Source organism: Acinetobacter sp. Leaf130 (assembly GCF_001423205.1).
In the GTDB taxonomy this organism is placed as follows: Bacteria; Pseudomonadota; Gammaproteobacteria; order Pseudomonadales; family Moraxellaceae; genus Acinetobacter; species Acinetobacter calcoaceticus.
In genome coordinates this window covers 489,622-505,942 of sequence record NZ_LMOE01000005.1, presented here as the reverse complement: position 1 = coordinate 505,942, position 16,321 = coordinate 489,622, and the positions used below count along the sequence as shown (strand labels likewise).

The window sequence follows — 16,321 nt, the reverse complement described above, 5'->3', positions numbered from 1 at the left end:
CATAAAAAAACACCCTCAACTGTAAAGTTGAGGGTGTTTAGAATAATGAGCTGGCGATGACTTACTCTCACATGGGAAACCCCACACTACCATCAGCGCTAAGAGGTTTCACTTCTGAGTTCGGGAAGGGATCAGGTGGTTCACTCTTGCTATGGTCGCCAGCACAACTGGTATGGATACTTGCATTGGTCTTATTGGCTGCCGATGCGTTTTCCAAATCTTTACAGATGGGCTGATTGAGTCTTAATATTTTGTTCATTTTAGCTAAGCGTATAACTAAATCAAGTTGCTTTGCATATTAATGAATCGATTGATGCTTTATATACAACTGCTTGGGTGTTGTATAGTCAAGCCTCACGAGCAATTAGTATTGGTCAGCTTCACATATCACTATGCTTCCACATCCAACCTATCAACGTCCTAGTCTCGAACGGCTCTTTAGAGGACATAAAGTCCTAGGGAAATCTTATCTTGAGGTAGGCTTCCCGCTTAGATGCTTTCAGCGGTTATCCCTTCCGAACATAGCTACCCGGCGATGCGACTGGCGTCACAACCGGTACACCAGAGGTTCGTCCACTCTGGTCCTCTCGTACTAGGAGCAGATCCTCTCAAATTTCCAGCGCCCACGGTAGATAGGGACCGAACTGTCTCACGACGTTCTAAACCCAGCTCGCGTACCTCTTTAAATGGCGAACAGCCATACCCTTGGGACCTGCTTCAGCCCCAGGATGAGATGAGCCGACATCGAGGTGCCAAACACCGCCGTCGATATGAACTCTTGGGCGGTATCAGCCTGTTATCCCCAGAGTACCTTTTATCCGTTGAGCGATGGCCCTTCCATACAGAACCACCGGATCACTAAGACCTACTTTCGTACCTGCTCGACTTGTGGGTCTCGCAGTTAAGCGCGCTTTTGCCTTTATACTCTACGCGTGATTTCCGACCACGCTGAGCGCACCTTCGTACTCCTCCGTTACTCTTTAGGAGGAGACCGCCCCAGTCAAACTACCCACCAGACATGGTCCTCGCCCCGGATTACGGGGCAGAGTTAGAACCTCAACATTACCAGGGTGGTATTTCAAGGACGGCTCCATTGGAACTAGCGTTCCAACTTCAAAGCCTCCCACCTATCCTACACAAGTAAGGTCAAAGTTCAATGTCAAGCTGCAGTAAAGGTTCACGGGGTCTTTCCGTCTAGCCGCGGGTACACTGCATCTTCACAGCGATTTCGATTTCACTGAGCCTCTGCTGGAGACAGCGCCGCCATCATTATGCCATTCGTGCAGGTCGGAACTTACCCGACAAGGAATTTCGCTACCTTAGGACCGTTATAGTTACGGCCGCCGTTTACTGGGGCTTCGATCAAGAGCTTCGCTTACGCTAACCCCATCAATTAACCTTCCAGCACCGGGCAGGCATCACACCCTATACGTCCACTTTCGTGTTTGCAGAGTGCTATGTTTTTAATAAACAGTTGCAGCGGCCTGGTTTCTGTGGCTGTCATCAGCTCAGGAAGCAAGTTCCATCACCAACAACAGCGTACCTTCTCCCGAAGTTACGGTACCATTTTGCCTAGTTCCTTCAGCAGAGTTCTCTCAAGCGCCTTGGTCTACTCGACCTGACCACCTGTGTCGGTTTAGGGTACGATTCCTGTGTAACTGAAGCTTAGAGACTTTTCCTGGAAGCATGGTATCAGCCACTTCGCTGTACAAGTACAGCTTGCTATCAGATCTCAGCATAGAGCACCCCGGATTTGCCTAAGATGCATGCCTACTTCCTTTCACCTGGACAACCAACGCCAGGCTGACTTAACCTTCTCCGTCCTCTCATCGCATTACACAGAAGTATTGGAATATTAACCAATTTCCCATCGACTACGCCTTTCGGCCTCGCCTTAGGGGTCGACTCACCCAGCCCCGATTAACGTTGGACTGGAACCCTTGGTCTTTCGGCGAACGGGTTTTTCACCCGTTTTGTCGTTACTCACGTCAGCATTCGCACTTCTGATACCTCCAGCATACTTCTCAATACACCTTCATCGGCTTACAGAACGCTCCCCTACCACTTGACTTAAAAGTCAAATCCGCAGCTTCGGCACATAGTTTTAGCCCCGTTACATCTTCCGCGCAGGCCGACTCGACTAGTGAGCTATTACGCTTTCTTTAAAGGGTGGCTGCTTCTAAGCCAACCTCCTAGCTGTCTATGCCTTCCCACATCGTTTCCCACTTAACTATGATTTTGGGGCCTTAGCTGGCGGTCTGGATTGTTTTCCTCTTGACTACGGACGTTAGCACCCGCAGTCTGTCTCCCGGATAGTACTCATAGGTATTCGGAGTTTGCATCGGTTTGGTAAGTCGGGATGACCCCCTAGCCGAAACAGTGCTCTACCCCCTATGGTATTCGTCCGAGGCGCTACCTAAATAGCTTTCGGGGAGAACCAGCTATCACCAGGCTTGATTAGCCTTTCACCCCTATCCACAAGTCATCCCCTGGCTTTTCAACGACAGTGGGTTCGGTCCTCCAGTTAGTGTTACCCAACCTTCAACCTGCTCATGGATAGATCGCCTGGTTTCGGGTCTATACCCAGCAACTAAACGCCCTATTAAGACTCGATTTCTCTACGGCTCCCCTATACGGTTAACCTCGCTACTGAATATAAGTCGCTGACCCATTATACAAAAGGTACGCAGTCACCGAACAAGTCGGCTCCCACTGCTTGTATGCATGCGGTTTCAGGATCTATTTCACTCCCCTCACAGGGGTTCTTTTCGCCTTTCCCTCACGGTACTGGTTCACTATCGGTCAGTCAGGAGTATTTAGCCTTGGAGGATGGTCCCCCCATATTCAGACAAGGTTTCACGTGCCTCGCCCTACTCGTCATCATTATGTGTGCCCTTTCGTGTACGGGAATATCACCCTCTACGTTCGCACTTCCCAGAGCGTTCCACTAAAACACACATAACTTAATGGGCTGATCCCCGTTCGCTCGCCGCTACTAAGGGAATCTCAATTGATTTCTTTTCCTAAGGGTACTGAGATGTTTCACTTCCCCTCGTTCGCCTTGCAACACTATGTATTCATGTTGCAATACCTACCTTAAAGTAGGTGGGTTCCCCCATTCAGAAATCTCCGGATCAAAGGATATTTGCCGCCTCCCCGGAGCTTATCGCAGGCTATTACGTCTTTCATCGCCTCTGACTGCCAAGGCATCCACCACATGCACTTAATTACTTGACTATACAACCCCAAACAGTCGTTATTACCTACAAGGAGTAATAAGACATGATCAATGATTTCTCATCAATCTCTTACAGTTTGAAGTACTGTGTATTTAAACACTGTACAGCTTCAATCTAATTCATATACCAAAACGCTTGATTCAGTTAATTTGCTAGTTCTCAATTAACTCCAAGATCAGAATTACTTCCTCTCTTTTCATTATTGAGTGAACAATTTATTTCAGACTCAATTTTGCCAATCTGTTAATGAATAAACATGCCTTCGTCAGGTCATGCTTAATACCGTGATACTTAAATCACAGAAGTTAATAAACCAAGATCTTAATCTTTATTTACTAATTTCTGTAATCCGAACTTCTCTTAAGTTCTGGTGGAGACTAGGAGAGTCGAACTCCTGACCTCCTGCGTGCAAAGCAGGCGCTCTACCAACTAAGCTAAGTCCCCAGCTTACATCATCAGTTATGTATCTTCTTTTCTATAACTTCAACCAGTCAAAGTCATGGTGGGTCTGACAAGACTTGAACTTGTGACCCCACGCTTATCAAGCGTGTGCTCTAACCAACTGAGCTACAGACCCTCAGATACATCTATGAAGAACAACTTGTTGTGGATTCTTACCAATCGTCAATCTTTCGTTAAGGAGGTGATCCAGCCGCAGGTTCCCCTACGGCTACCTTGTTACGACTTCACCCCAGTCATCGGCCACACCGTGGTAAGCGTCCTCCTTGCGGTTAGACTACCTACTTCTGGTGCAACAAACTCCCATGGTGTGACGGGCGGTGTGTACAAGGCCCGGGAACGTATTCACCGCGGCATTCTGATCCGCGATTACTAGCGATTCCGACTTCATGGAGTCGAGTTGCAGACTCCAATCCGGACTACGATCGGCTTTTTGAGATTAGCATCCTATCGCTAGGTAGCAACCCTTTGTACCGACCATTGTAGCACGTGTGTAGCCCTGGCCGTAAGGGCCATGATGACTTGACGTCGTCCCCGCCTTCCTCCAGTTTGTCACTGGCAGTATCCTTAAAGTTCCCGACATTACTCGCTGGCAAATAAGGAAAAGGGTTGCGCTCGTTGCGGGACTTAACCCAACATCTCACGACACGAGCTGACGACAGCCATGCAGCACCTGTATGTAAGTTCCCGAAGGCACCAATCCATCTCTGGAAAGTTCTTACTATGTCAAGGCCAGGTAAGGTTCTTCGCGTTGCATCGAATTAAACCACATGCTCCACCGCTTGTGCGGGCCCCCGTCAATTCATTTGAGTTTTAGTCTTGCGACCGTACTCCCCAGGCGGTCTACTTATCGCGTTAGCTGCGCCACTAAAGCCTCAAAGGCCCCAACGGCTAGTAGACATCGTTTACGGCATGGACTACCAGGGTATCTAATCCTGTTTGCTCCCCATGCTTTCGCACCTCAGCGTCAGTGTTAGGCCAGATGGCTGCCTTCGCCATCGGTATTCCTCCAGATCTCTACGCATTTCACCGCTACACCTGGAATTCTACCATCCTCTCCCACACTCTAGCTAACCAGTATCGAATGCAATTCCCAAGTTAAGCTCGGGGATTTCACATTTGACTTAATTAGCCGCCTACGCGCGCTTTACGCCCAGTAAATCCGATTAACGCTTGCACCCTCTGTATTACCGCGGCTGCTGGCACAGAGTTAGCCGGTGCTTATTCTGCGAGTAACGTCCACTATCTGAAGGTATTAACTTCAGTAGCCTCCTCCTCGCTTAAAGTGCTTTACAACCATAAGGCCTTCTTCACACACGCGGCATGGCTGGATCAGGCTTGCGCCCATTGTCCAATATTCCCCACTGCTGCCTCCCGTAGGAGTCTGGGCCGTGTCTCAGTCCCAGTGTGGCGGATCATCCTCTCAGACCCGCTACAGATCGTCGCCTTGGTAGGCCTTTACCCCACCAACTAGCTAATCCGACTTAGGCTCATCTATTAGCGCAAGGTCCGAAGATCCCCTGCTTTCTCCCGTAGGACGTATGCGGTATTAGCATTCCTTTCGAAATGTTGTCCCCCACTAATAGGCAGATTCCTAAGCATTACTCACCCGTCCGCCGCTAAGTGATAGTGCAAGCACCATCACTCCGCTCGACTTGCATGTGTTAAGCCTGCCGCCAGCGTTCAATCTGAGCCATGATCAAACTCTTCAGTTAAAAATCATTTTGCACCTTATTAAAGACAAGATGCCAATTCTGGCTCATCAATTTTCTGACTTAAATTTCGCTCAAATAAACTTCGAGTAATTTAAACCAATCAATCAATGATAATATTTCGATCAATCAATCAGTAAAAATCCACACAAGTTGTTCTTCATAATCTCTTAATGATCTTCTTACTGGTTCATNCTTCGAGTAATTTAAACCAATCAATCAATGATAATATTTCGATCAATCAATCAGTAAAAATCCACACAAGTTGTTCTTCATAATCTCTTAATGATCTTCTTACTGGTTCGTCACCAGCAAGCTAGGTCGGCTATATTACTCTTAATCTCTTAAAAGTCAACAGGTAATTTCGATATTTTTAAAACTTATTCTCAAAACTAACTTCTCATCAAATTTATCACTTAAAGCAACCAACTCAATTCCAAGTAACTGTTTTTCAACAAGTTTCTATCTGCATCACCGCCGATGGATGTGCATTATAGAGGATTAAGATCCCTTTGCAANAAGCAACCAACTCAATTCCAAGTAACTGTTTTTCAACAAGTTTCTATCTGCATCACCGCCGATGGATGTGCATTATAGAGGATTAAGATCCCTTTGCAATACCTTTTTTAATATTATTGAAACAACAGTTCGCTTTTTAATCAAAAATGCTAAAAATAGTCATTTTTTATATAAACATGGTTGTAAAAGCATCAATTGATCTAATATTTTTTCGTCTTGGTTCTTTTCCTGCCACCTAAGTGGGCGACAATCAATATATTCACAATATCCACCTTCACCTTGTAGACATTGTTCATTCCAACTTAATTGATATTGGAAGCTTCCCACATATCCAGCAGCCAATCCAAACTTGTAGTCGCCACGGCTTTGTGCATAAAGTTCAAAAATAATTTTTCCATTTTTTTTACACTGCCAAGAAAATTCTCTTGGCAAATACATCTCTTTATCATTGGGTGTTCTAACTTTTGGATAAACGCGATGGATATGTAAATTTACATCTTCAGTAAAGCTTTCAATAGGCTTACCAAATTCTTGAATATCTAACCTTGAACATAAGATGATATTCCACTGATTTCTTATTTGTGTAAATGTAAGCTGAGTCGTTTCATTTAAATTAATAATTTGGCATGTATAGAAACATAAAGATAAAAACGGTAAATGTAGAGCCCTTGCATGTTTAAAGCGTCCTAATCCTTCAACTTGATACTTTTGTCCTTTATAAAAAATTTCACCCTCACATAAACATAAGGTTGACCAATAGTCTGAGACACCCCAATGTAATGCAGAAGTATTAGAGATATTTTCTGGAATCTGAATAGTAAGATCACACCCCATTTCCGAGTCTAGTCGCTGAAGATGAATCTTTGGGATTTTCCACTCAATCAAATCTGTTTTATCAAACTGATATTGTTTTGAGTCAAACTGGCATTGCCGCCGAATAGAATAAGTTTTTAAATGTCCCACACTATGTTGGCTATTACTTACAAGTACAGTTGCAGTATCGATTGCCGAAGTCGTAATTGAGTGAGTGTTATAGCAAAGAGGAATGCGCGGCTGTCCAACCATACTAATGTAATTAAAATAGCGTAGTGGAGCCGGTAGATTTGGAAGGATTAAACCTTGATAAACAATTTTAAAGAAGCCGCGAGAAGGTTGATAGACAACCCCCTCTTTGGCATTAAGGCCCAGCTGCTGTAATTGATTAATTTGATTGATCAACATAGGCATACCGAACCTCTTCTATTTTATGTTTTTATTGTTTCGTTACTCTTACGTGCAAATAATGTCGTAACAAAACCAGATAGAGCATAGATTATTGAAACGGTCAAAATGCCCATTGGAATATTATAAGTGATTGCTGCAAAAATCAGTACTACTGGCAACATAACTACAAAAGGAACTCTTTTACGGTCCATTTGTTTGAAAGAATAATATTTGATATTGGAGATCATAAGTAATCCCACAACAACCATAAGAACAGCATTAATGGTTTTAATCGCAATATCACGTAAATCAAAAATGAAAGGATAGTCGCGAGCAACCCACACCAGTGAAATAATGATTATGGCAGCCAGTGGACTAGCAATTCCGATAAAATAACGTTTATCAACCACACCAATTTGCACATTAAAACGTGCTAAACGGAAAGCTGCACATGCTGTATAAACAAAACAACATGCCAAACCAATGCGACCTAAATCATGTAAACTCCAGCTATACATAAGCATTGCTGGAGCTACACCAAAAGCCAATAAGTCTGAAAGTGAGTCATATTGCTCGCCAAAAGCACTTTGTGCACCAATAGCTCGAGCAACCCGGCCATCTAAACCATCGAGCAAAGCTGCAATAAAGATGGCATAAATAGCTTGGGTGAAATCCCCATTCATACTCGCAATGATGGAATAGAAACCAGACAACAAAGCAGCTGTCGTAATTAAGTTAGGCCAAAGATAAATTCCTCGGCGCTTCACTTTTTGTCCTTCCGGATTATCTTCTTCTTCAACCACTTCGAATGTAATCCCATCAAATGAATGTTCATTATGAGTTAAATCTTGCTCTGGTTTAGGCGCATTTGTCATTATTTTCTATTCCAAACATGTGCATTGATTTAAGTTAACTGTTATTCACCTACTAACCAGCGAACAGCAGCATGGCCACCAATTTCTTGCATACGTAGATGCGGGAATAACCACTGTAGGGCTTGGTCGGCTTGTTCAGAGAACTGCCAAGGTGGATTAATCACCAATAGACCACAACCATTTAAGCCTACAGGGGTATCATCTGGCCATACACAGATTTCACAAACCAATTGACGGCGAATACCTGTTTTGAACATTTTCTTTTCAAAACGCTCAATCATCGCTCGGTCTTTAATTGGATACCAAACTGCAAAAACACCTGTTGGCCATTTTTTATAAGCTTGTTGTAAAAGTTCAACTAATTGCGGAAAGTCTTTACGCTCTAATTCGTAAGGCGGGTCAATCATGACCAAACCACGTTTTTCTTTCGGTGGAATAACGCCGAGCAAGCCTTCGTATGCATCACGCTCATGTAAACCTGCACGTTTATCATAAATGTTATGTCGCAATTGCTCAAAAACATCACGTTGCATTTCAAACACGGTTGCTTTATCAATCTCACGCATACCTTGCAAAGCAAACCATGGTGACCCCGGATAACTACCCTTACCTTCTTCAGAACGTAACTGTTCTACTAACTTCAAATATTGCTGGATTGCTTCAGGTGCCTGACGCTTTTCCATTTCAGATATCTGAACTAGTCGATGAATGCCTGTAAGAAACTCTCCAGATTTTTGTGAAGGTGCCAGAGATAAATTATATTTTCCTGCACCTCCATGCGTATCGATATAACGATAAGGTTTATCTTTAGCATTTAAACGGTTGAGAAGCTGTAGCAAAAGCACATGCTTCATAACATCTGCAAAGTTGCCCGCATGGAAATGGTGACGGTAATTCATGTTGACTTTAATTCCTCAATTCAACAAATAGTTTAACATGAAAAAAATATTCTTTCGTAAGGTTGTGATCATCTAAAATAGAGCAGCTTGATATTTTTACGATCTACTCGAGGTTATATGCTCTCTCACCTGCTTCCGGACTCATGGGATCTGGATCAAATTCTGGATGACTTAAATACGCATGGCTTTGCTATTATTAATCAAGCCTATTCGGATCAATATCGCGCGCAAGTCGCCAAAGAGTGTAGCCATCATATTGATGAATTTAGAGAAGCTGGTATTCAAAATGGTGTGGTGAGCAATATTCGTAGTGACCATATTCTCTGGATTAATGATCAACTCCCTATTGCTCAACAACATATTGAAACCTTAACTTCATTTTCGCAAAGTCTAAATCAAGCATTCTATTTAGGAATTAAAGAAGTCGAAGCTCATTTTGCCCGTTATAATTTGGGTGAGTTTTATGCTTTACACCGAGACAATCCTCAACAAAAAAATGATCGTATTATCTCAACCGTTTATTATTTACATGCAGAATGGCAAGAAGATTGGGGTGGTCAATTACGACTGCAAGATAAAAATGAGAAATGGCATATTGTTAACCCAGAACCCAATCGACTGGTGATATTTCAAAGCAATTTATTGCATGAAGTATTAACTTCAAAGCAACAAAGGCTTTCGATTACAGCTTGGCTTCGTAGCGGAAATTCTCTCTGGGTTTAAAAGCTACTCTTTAAATTTAGTAAATGAACCCGATATAAATGCTATTGATCAAGAAGGGCTAGGGCGTATGTCTATTGAAAGTAAAACGATTGTGAACAGAATTGGTGAAACAGATCAACTTTATTTGACTGAAAATACGCCTGAACTTGCTTTGGAGCGTGCCGATTTACGCTTGCAACTTGTCATATTAAGTCATGTTCGCCAAGAGCAGCTTCATTTTTTACAAGAGGCGATTGTTTTACTTGAACAAGCTCGTATGGAATATGAAGAAATGCCATTGAGTTTATATCTGAATTTATCTTTGCAGTTGGCTAAGGCTTATATGCTTTATTTTGAATTAAATAAAGAAAAACGTTTTGCGTTGATTACTCAACAAATTTTAAAGCCATTAGCCCACTATGAACATGCAGATATATATTTCTTCTTGGCTTATGCATCAGCAGCGCGAGAAGAGTCGGCGCTAACCAGACATTGGTTAACTAAATATTTATCAACCACCCAATGTGATCTTGAATTGCTTCACGCACATCCTGTCTTTAATTCAGTTCGCCAAGAACCATGGTATAAAAATTTAGTAAAATCAAAAACGCACTAAATATTTAATTTAAATCGGCCTGTTCTATATCTTATGTAAAACAGGCCTTATTTTTAATTTATCTCTTTACACTATCTTCATGTAGTTGTTCATTCAGCTCATCAATAACCACAATCCATTCATCATCTTTTTCCCAATGACTTTTTAAGAAGTCACTTTGGCCTTTTGACCAAAAAGAGGCTTCATGTAGTTTCTGATCAGCCGGCAATTGATGTGTTTTGATAAAGTTTTCGATACTTGCTTCATCCGAATCTAAACCCAGCTGATCAAATAAAAGTTCTAAAGTAGGTTGCTGCTCAAACATTGTTATTCTCCTATAACTTGTTTTAAATCATCTATTAACTAATCTAACAATAAAACCTTTTTATATGCATGATAGTGTCTATATTTTCTTGTTGTTTTTTGTGTTTCGTTGCGAATAATTGAATATAAAAAAGCACTCTAAAAAGAGTGCTTTTTTTAACTTATCAAAAAGATAAATTATTTCAACATGTCAGCAATCGCTGCACGTTCTTCTTCAAGCTCATTTAACGTAAAGTTAATACGTTCACGGCTGAATTCATCAATTTCTAAACCTTGAACGATTTTGTATTCACCGTTCTCAGTTGTTACAGGGAAACCGAACATAACGCCTTCTGGAATACCATAAGAACCATCAGATGGAATACCCATAGTTACCCATTTGCCGTTTGTACCAAGTGCCCAGTCGCGCATATGATCAATTGCAGCGTTAGCAGCAGAAGCAGCAGAAGACAAACCACGTGCTTCGATAATCGCAGCACCACGTTTACCAACAGTTGGAAGGAACACATCTTTGTTCCATGCCGCATCGTTGATTTTGTCTTTTAAGCTTTCGCCATTTACAGTTGCAAAACGGTAATCAGCATACATTGTTGGAGAGTGGTTACCCCAAACTGTTAAGTGTTCGATATCAGCAACTGCAACACCAGCTTTTTGAGCAACTTGAGTCAACGCACGGTTGTGGTCAAGACGCAACATAGCAGTGAAGTTTTTCGCTGGAAGGTCTGGAGCAGAGTTCATAGCGATGTAAGCGTTAGTGTTTGCAGGGTTACCTACAACTAATACTTTAACATCACGACTAGCAACTTCGTTTAATGCTTGACCTTGACCGATGAAAATTTCACCGTTAACTTTTAACAAGTCAGCACGTTCCATACCAGGACCACGTGGACGAGAACCTACCAATAAAGCGTAGTCAGCATCTTTAAATGCAACTTTCGGATCATCAGTCCCGATCATGCCAGCCAATAAAGGGAAAGCACAGTCATCAAGTTCCATCATTACGCCTTTAAGCGCTTGTTGAGCTTTTTCAACTGGAACTTCAAGCAATTGTAAAATAACAGGTTGATCTTTACCTAACATTTCACCGCTTGCGATACGGAATAATAAGCTGTAACCAATTTGACCTGCAGCGCCAGTCACGGCAACACGAACGGGTTGCTTCATGTAATTGTCTCCAATGAATGTCCTTAATCTAGCTAAATAGGAATTCCATCTAACTAAATCATCATAAACGGCAAAGATTGTACTCTAAAGATGTGGCAGATGCATGTAAAAGCGACTCATTTTCACCAAAAGTCTGATAGAAAATACAAATTAATATTTACAAAAAGATTCAATGCATGGTCAGCATTTTTTTACGAAATGACCGTCATCTTTAGTAGCTACCTTTAATCGTGATTTCACCTGGGCAATTCGATACCACATGATTTGCACATTGTTTATATTGGCCTTTTACCGTGTAACACACCTTCACTTCAGTTAAAACAACATCTGAACGCGATAACTGACAACTTAAACGAATACCATTTTGAGGCAAACTCGGATTAAGACGAGTAAATTGCTGTTTTAAGGCTGACTGTTGAACTTCAACATTTGTCGAACTTGTAAGGCTAGCTGGAATTTTTAAACGTTCAGCAAAGTTAATGACTGTCCGGAAATATTGACTTGCATTCATAGGAACGCACCCCCCTACACTTTTCCAAAGCTGCACACGGGCATTGTTGTCAGGCATGACCCGAGCTACGACTTTAGATTGTAATGGAGAGAGAGCGGCCGAACTTTCTGTTGAACAATCTGTTTGATTTGTTTCTGGCATGAGGCCTGTAATTGTCAATGAATATCCTTCAAGACATTTACGCTGTTTTTGTTTAGAGGGATCTAATGCACATGCGGCAGGTGTCATTTGTACATGCATAACATACCCCTGTAAATTAACAGGTTCGGCATGTAAAACGGAACTCATCAATCCCACCCCTGCACAGATAAGCCACCATGCAAGTTGCAAAATTGAACGAAGTTCCAAATATCTATATTTCATTTAATTAAAACTTGAATATGCCAATTAAAAGAAGATCCATCATCAACCACCTAAACTTAAGGCGATGTACGCATTGGAATGACTTTCATACGTTGTGATAATGATTGAGCCCCTTGCCCCAATATCACCCCATAATGTGTTGCGTTAGTCATGACATGCTTGACATAGTCTCTGGTTTCTAACAATGGAATTGTCTCTGTATATTGGTCAGCCGAAATTGTTTGAAAGTCCGGTTGCCAACGTCTTGCCCGATTAGGCCCAGCATTATAACCTGCCGTTGCCAAAACTGGATTATTGCTTAACTGCCCTTGAATCATCGACAAATAAAATGTTCCATATCGAATATTGGTATTCATTTCATTTAAGGCCGCTGGATTATAGGTTTCGCCCATTTGACGTGCAATCAACTTCGCCGTATCAGGCATAATTTGCATAAGACCGCCCGCTCCAACATGAGAACGTGCGGAGGTAACAAACCGACTTTCTTGTCGCATTAAACCATAAGCCCACGCTGGATCAATTCCTGCATTGTAACTATGACTTACAACATTAGTCTTATGAGGCGTCACATAGCGATAGGTATCATTATGTTTATTTGTTGTACGATCTGCTGCATAAATTGCACGGTCATACCACCCCATATCATGAGCACGCTTTGCCGCAGCTAACAACACACCATCATCATGTTGAAGATAAGCTTGTCGAACTGCCCAGTTCCATTCTCGATTGGTATAGGTTGGATTTGCATTAATACGTCTTAAAGTAAAAGCACGATTAAAGTGAATATTCTGGTCTAAACGTCTTAAATCACTTGAAGTGGGCTGATCATCGTAAGGCTGATGATTATAACGTTCACCCAAACGATCTTTTGCTAAAAGGTTGTGATAGTCATCACCACTTTCAGCTAATTTTTTATAAATACGTTGTGCAGTATTTTTCGAACTACTATCACCGCGCTGCTCTGTTGCACGAGCAAGCCAATATTGCCAGCGGTCTTCTTGTTTTTGTGTCACGGTCATACTATCAATGGCGCGGATTAAACTTTCCCACGCACCAAATCGAATTGCCTGACGCGCATAAATTTCAGCTTCTTCCGGACTTAGAGGATAACCGTAACTTGCATCAAAATATTGAAGAACTTCACGATTGAAATTATTTTTCATGACCGTGGTGCCACCAATATAAGCCACGGTTCGATATAAATACTTTTGTATATTCTCTGGTGTACCTTGAGCGACACGTTGAACATTCGAAAAAGCATTGCTTAAGTCATTATTAGCCAAACGACCTAATGCAAAAATCAAATACGCATAATCTGTATCATTTGTTTTAGGCGCACTCCACAAATAATTGAGCGGATTAGCCTGAATTTGGTTAAGCTGCGCCAACGACAAATTCATTCCCAAAGTCTGTGCGGTAGCAAGGGCCTGCCCTGTTAAACCAGAACGTAACTGCACCCAAAGACGCTGTTGTTTATCTTGCTGACTCATTAATGGACTAGATAACATCAAGCGTCCTAGACCCACACAAGATTCAGGTTGCGATTCGGTGGCTAGCCATACATCTTTGTATTCAGCAAAAACTAATGCATCACCGGTTTTCGCTCTCACCTGTGCCAATGCACAATTTTCGGCCTGATCAGGATTAGTTACATAAGATAGTAAAGGTTGTGCAGATGCGAAGTCAGCTTGTTTAACTTTTTCTTCAACATAATCGGCGGCTAATTTCTCAGCCATTGCTGATTGAGGATAACGCTGAGCAAAACTTACAATCGAAGCTGAAGGTTGAAAGCCAAGATTGGTATTAAGTTTCCAATATTCTGGATAGTATCCCAATACATCATTTTGCATAGCAAGCTGATATTGGTCTAATAATGCTGTATTGCCACTATTTGCAGCGTTTAATGCGTCATTAAACTGCTCTTCGGCAGCATAGGTAAATGAACAACCAAGTAAACACATAGCTCCTAACCAGCTACGATGCATATATTTATTTTTCATTACACGACTATGGATTGATGAGCTCTTTCTACTTGGTCTCATAAATGTGTTAAATCCTGACTATTCACCTTCAGAGCATAGTTTAATTAGTCTTCATGCTTTCTTTTGTTGTGTTATGTAACTCTCTGATTCAACATCATTAAAATTTACATAATTTACTTCAAAAAAACTGTGTCATGTTATCAAGGTTTACTGTTATCGGTTCGGTCCAAATACTGCTATAATGAATGGTTTGACCCACTTTGGGCAAATTTATTCTTTTTTAGATCGATCTGTTAGGAGCCTGCATGACGGTTCAAACCTTCATTCCCAATGGTGCCAAAGCTGCCTCAGAAAACACTGTTACCCAGCCAACGCACACCACTGATGTTTCAATAAAAAAACTTTATATTGAAACTCAAGGGTGTCAGATGAATGAGTATGACAGTCACCGTATGGCAGACCTTTTAGGGGACTCTCACGGTTACATTTTAACGAGCAACCCTAATGAAGCAGACATCCTGCTCATGAATACATGCTCTATCCGTGAAAAAGCACAGGAAAAAGTATTTAGTGAGTTAGGGCGCTGGCGCAAACTAAAAGACAAAAATCCCGATCTTGTGATTGGTGTTGGTGGGTGTGTTGCCTCTCAAGAAGGTGACAACATTCAAAAACGTGCGCCTTATGTGGACATGATTTTTGGCCCTCAAACATTACACCGTTTACCGCAAATGCTTGATCAACATAATGCTCAAGTAGAAAAACCTAAAAAAGATAAAATCAAACTGGTTGATATTTCTTTCCCAGATATTGAAAAGTTCGACTTTTTACCAGAACCACGTGTAGAAGGCTTTAAAGCCTTTGTTTCTATTATGGAAGGTTGTTCTAAATACTGTTCTTTCTGTGTAGTTCCATATACACGCGGTGAAGAAGTTTCTCGCCCATTAGACGATGTACTTGCAGAAATTGCAGGGCTTGCTGAAAAAGGTGTCCGTGAAATTTCACTTCTTGGACAAAATGTAAATGGTTACCGTGGTGAAACCTTTGAAGGTGGCATCTGTACTTTCCCTGAATTGTTACGACTCGTTGCAGAAATTCCGGGTATTGGACGCTTACGTTATACAACATCGCACCCACTTGAGTTCTCTGATGAGCTTATTCAGTGTTATGAAGATTTACCTCAAATGGTGTCACATTTACACTTGCCAGTACAAAGTGGTTCGAATGATGTTTTAAAAGCAATGAAGCGAAATCACACGATTGATGTTTATATCGATAAAATTGCGAAGCTACGCAAAATTCGTCCAGATATGCATTTATCAAGTGACTTTATTATTGGCTTCCCTGGTGAAACCGATGAAAATTTCGCAGAAACATTACAATTTATCAATGATTTAGACTTCGATCATTCGTATAGTTTTGTTTATTCAAAACGCCCAGGTACGCCAGCATCAGACTTGCCAGACACTACACCTGAGCAAGTTAAAAAAGAACGTTTAGCTCAAGTTCAAAAAGTAATTAAGCAATCTAGTATTGAAAAAACAGATGCCATGTTAGGTAAAATTGAACGTGTACTTATTGAGAAAGTATCTGATCAAGACCCTAATATTTTAATTGGTACTGCTGACAATACACGTCTGGTCACTTTCGTTGGTGATGCGACTTGGGTTGGTCGTTTTGCAGAGATCGAGATTACTGAAATTAAAACTTTAAATTTTGTTTACGGTGAGCTCTTGAATCTTGAACCTGACGTGGCGTAATGTAGAGGTATTCTAAA

General features: G+C 41.7%; 9 protein-coding genes, 2 tRNA genes, 3 rRNA genes and 1 pseudogene. 3 read left to right on the top strand and 12 right to left on the bottom strand.

The window, feature by feature from the left end:
• Nucleotides 1-48 precede the first annotated feature (48 nt).
• From rrf to ASF86_RS12995, 8 genes and pseudogenes are all read right to left on the bottom strand, one after another.
• Nucleotides 49-163: ribosomal RNA gene (gene rrf, locus ASF86_RS13030) — 5S ribosomal RNA — on the bottom strand.
• Nucleotides 164-343: 180 nt separating this feature from the next.
• Nucleotides 344-3,237, bottom strand: a 23S ribosomal RNA gene (locus ASF86_RS13025).
• Between the two features lie 370 nt (nt 3,238-3,607).
• Nucleotides 3,608-3,683, bottom strand: a tRNA-Ala gene (locus tag ASF86_RS13020).
• A gap of 56 nt (nt 3,684-3,739) precedes the next feature.
• Nucleotides 3,740-3,816, bottom strand: a tRNA-Ile gene (locus ASF86_RS13015).
• Between the two features lie 59 nt (nt 3,817-3,875).
• A 16S ribosomal RNA gene (locus ASF86_RS13010) occupies nt 3,876-5,413 on the bottom strand.
• Together the 16S, 23S and 5S rRNA genes with 2 tRNA genes alongside form the textbook arrangement of a ribosomal RNA operon.
• A gap of 665 nt (nt 5,414-6,078) precedes the next feature.
• Nucleotides 6,079-7,156: pseudogene (locus ASF86_RS13005) on the bottom strand (DUF6670 family protein).
• Between the two features lie 17 nt (nt 7,157-7,173).
• Nucleotides 7,174-8,007: a CDP-diacylglycerol--serine O-phosphatidyltransferase gene (pssA, locus tag ASF86_RS13000; protein WP_005043810.1), complete on the bottom strand. Its 834-nt coding sequence runs from the start codon at nt 8,005-8,007 to the stop codon at nt 7,174-7,176.
• 41 nt (nt 8,008-8,048) lie between these two features.
• Entirely contained in the window at nt 8,049-8,906 is an 858-nt protein-coding gene (locus ASF86_RS12995) for a 23S rRNA (adenine(2030)-N(6))-methyltransferase RlmJ (RefSeq protein WP_003653584.1), read from the bottom strand.
• A gap of 117 nt (nt 8,907-9,023) precedes the next feature.
• Between ASF86_RS12995 and ASF86_RS12990 the strand changes: the two genes are divergently transcribed.
• Both ASF86_RS12990 and ASF86_RS12985 read left to right on the top strand, forming a co-directional pair.
• The gene (locus ASF86_RS12990; RefSeq protein WP_056482677.1) at nt 9,024-9,629 is read left to right on the top strand and encodes a 2OG-Fe(II) oxygenase; all 606 of its coding nucleotides are present in this window, start codon (nt 9,024-9,026) and stop codon (nt 9,627-9,629) included.
• A 67-nt stretch (nt 9,630-9,696) separates the two neighbouring features.
• Entirely contained in the window at nt 9,697-10,224 is a 528-nt protein-coding gene (locus ASF86_RS12985) for a hypothetical protein (RefSeq protein WP_003653587.1), read from the top strand.
• Between the two features lie 58 nt (nt 10,225-10,282).
• Here the strand turns inward: ASF86_RS12985 and ASF86_RS12980 are convergent, their stop codons facing one another.
• The 4 genes from ASF86_RS12980 to ASF86_RS12965 all read right to left on the bottom strand — a co-directional run bounded on the left by ASF86_RS12980 (nt 10,283) and on the right by ASF86_RS12965 (nt 14,565).
• Nucleotides 10,283-10,528, bottom strand: a complete 246-nt coding sequence (locus tag ASF86_RS12980; protein WP_003653589.1) for a DUF2789 family protein — start codon at nt 10,526-10,528, stop codon at nt 10,283-10,285.
• Nucleotides 10,529-10,704: 176 nt separating this feature from the next.
• Nucleotides 10,705-11,691, bottom strand: coding sequence for a malate dehydrogenase (locus tag ASF86_RS12975; RefSeq protein ID WP_004639466.1), 987 nt, complete (start codon nt 11,689-11,691; stop codon nt 10,705-10,707).
• A 211-nt stretch (nt 11,692-11,902) separates the two neighbouring features.
• Nucleotides 11,903-12,565 carry a ribonuclease T2 family protein gene (locus tag ASF86_RS12970; RefSeq protein ID WP_003653592.1) on the bottom strand — a complete coding sequence of 221 codons (663 nt, stop codon included), beginning with the start codon at nt 12,563-12,565 and terminating at the stop codon, nt 11,903-11,905.
• Between the two features lie 56 nt (nt 12,566-12,621).
• A complete protein-coding gene (locus tag ASF86_RS12965; RefSeq protein ID WP_017390191.1) occupies nt 12,622-14,565 on the bottom strand; it encodes a lytic transglycosylase domain-containing protein in 1,944 nt (647 codons plus the stop codon).
• Nucleotides 14,566-14,852: 287 nt separating this feature from the next.
• Here ASF86_RS12965 and miaB point away from each other — a divergent pair, with 287 nt between their 5' ends.
• Nucleotides 14,853-16,304 (top strand): tRNA (N6-isopentenyl adenosine(37)-C2)-methylthiotransferase MiaB, encoded by a 1,452-nt coding sequence (gene miaB / locus ASF86_RS12960; RefSeq protein WP_056482674.1) that lies wholly within the window; start codon nt 14,853-14,855, stop codon nt 16,302-16,304.
• The last annotated feature ends 17 nt before the right edge of the window (nt 16,305-16,321 follow it).

Bases quoted from the DNA above. Each gene is read 5' to 3' on its own strand.
- pssA (WP_005043810.1), bottom strand. From the start codon at position 8,007: ATGACAAATGCGCCTAAACCAGAGCAAGATTTAACTCATAATGAACAT.
- ASF86_RS12995 (WP_003653584.1), bottom strand. From the start codon at position 8,906: ATGAATTACCGTCACCATTTCCATGCGGGCAACTTTGCAGATGTTATG.
- ASF86_RS12990 (WP_056482677.1), top strand. From the start codon at position 9,024: ATGCTCTCTCACCTGCTTCCGGACTCATGGGATCTGGATCAAATTCTG.
- ASF86_RS12985 (WP_003653587.1), top strand. From the start codon at position 9,697: ATGTCTATTGAAAGTAAAACGATTGTGAACAGAATTGGTGAAACAGAT.
- ASF86_RS12980 (WP_003653589.1), bottom strand. From the start codon at position 10,528: ATGTTTGAGCAGCAACCTACTTTAGAACTTTTATTTGATCAGCTGGGT.
- ASF86_RS12975 (WP_004639466.1), bottom strand. From the start codon at position 11,691: ATGAAGCAACCCGTTCGTGTTGCCGTGACTGGCGCTGCAGGTCAAATT.
- ASF86_RS12970 (WP_003653592.1), bottom strand. From the start codon at position 12,565: ATGAAATATAGATATTTGGAACTTCGTTCAATTTTGCAACTTGCATGG.
- ASF86_RS12965 (WP_017390191.1), bottom strand. From the start codon at position 14,565: ATGAAAAATAAATATATGCATCGTAGCTGGTTAGGAGCTATGTGTTTA.
- miaB (WP_056482674.1), top strand. From the start codon at position 14,853: ATGACGGTTCAAACCTTCATTCCCAATGGTGCCAAAGCTGCCTCAGAA.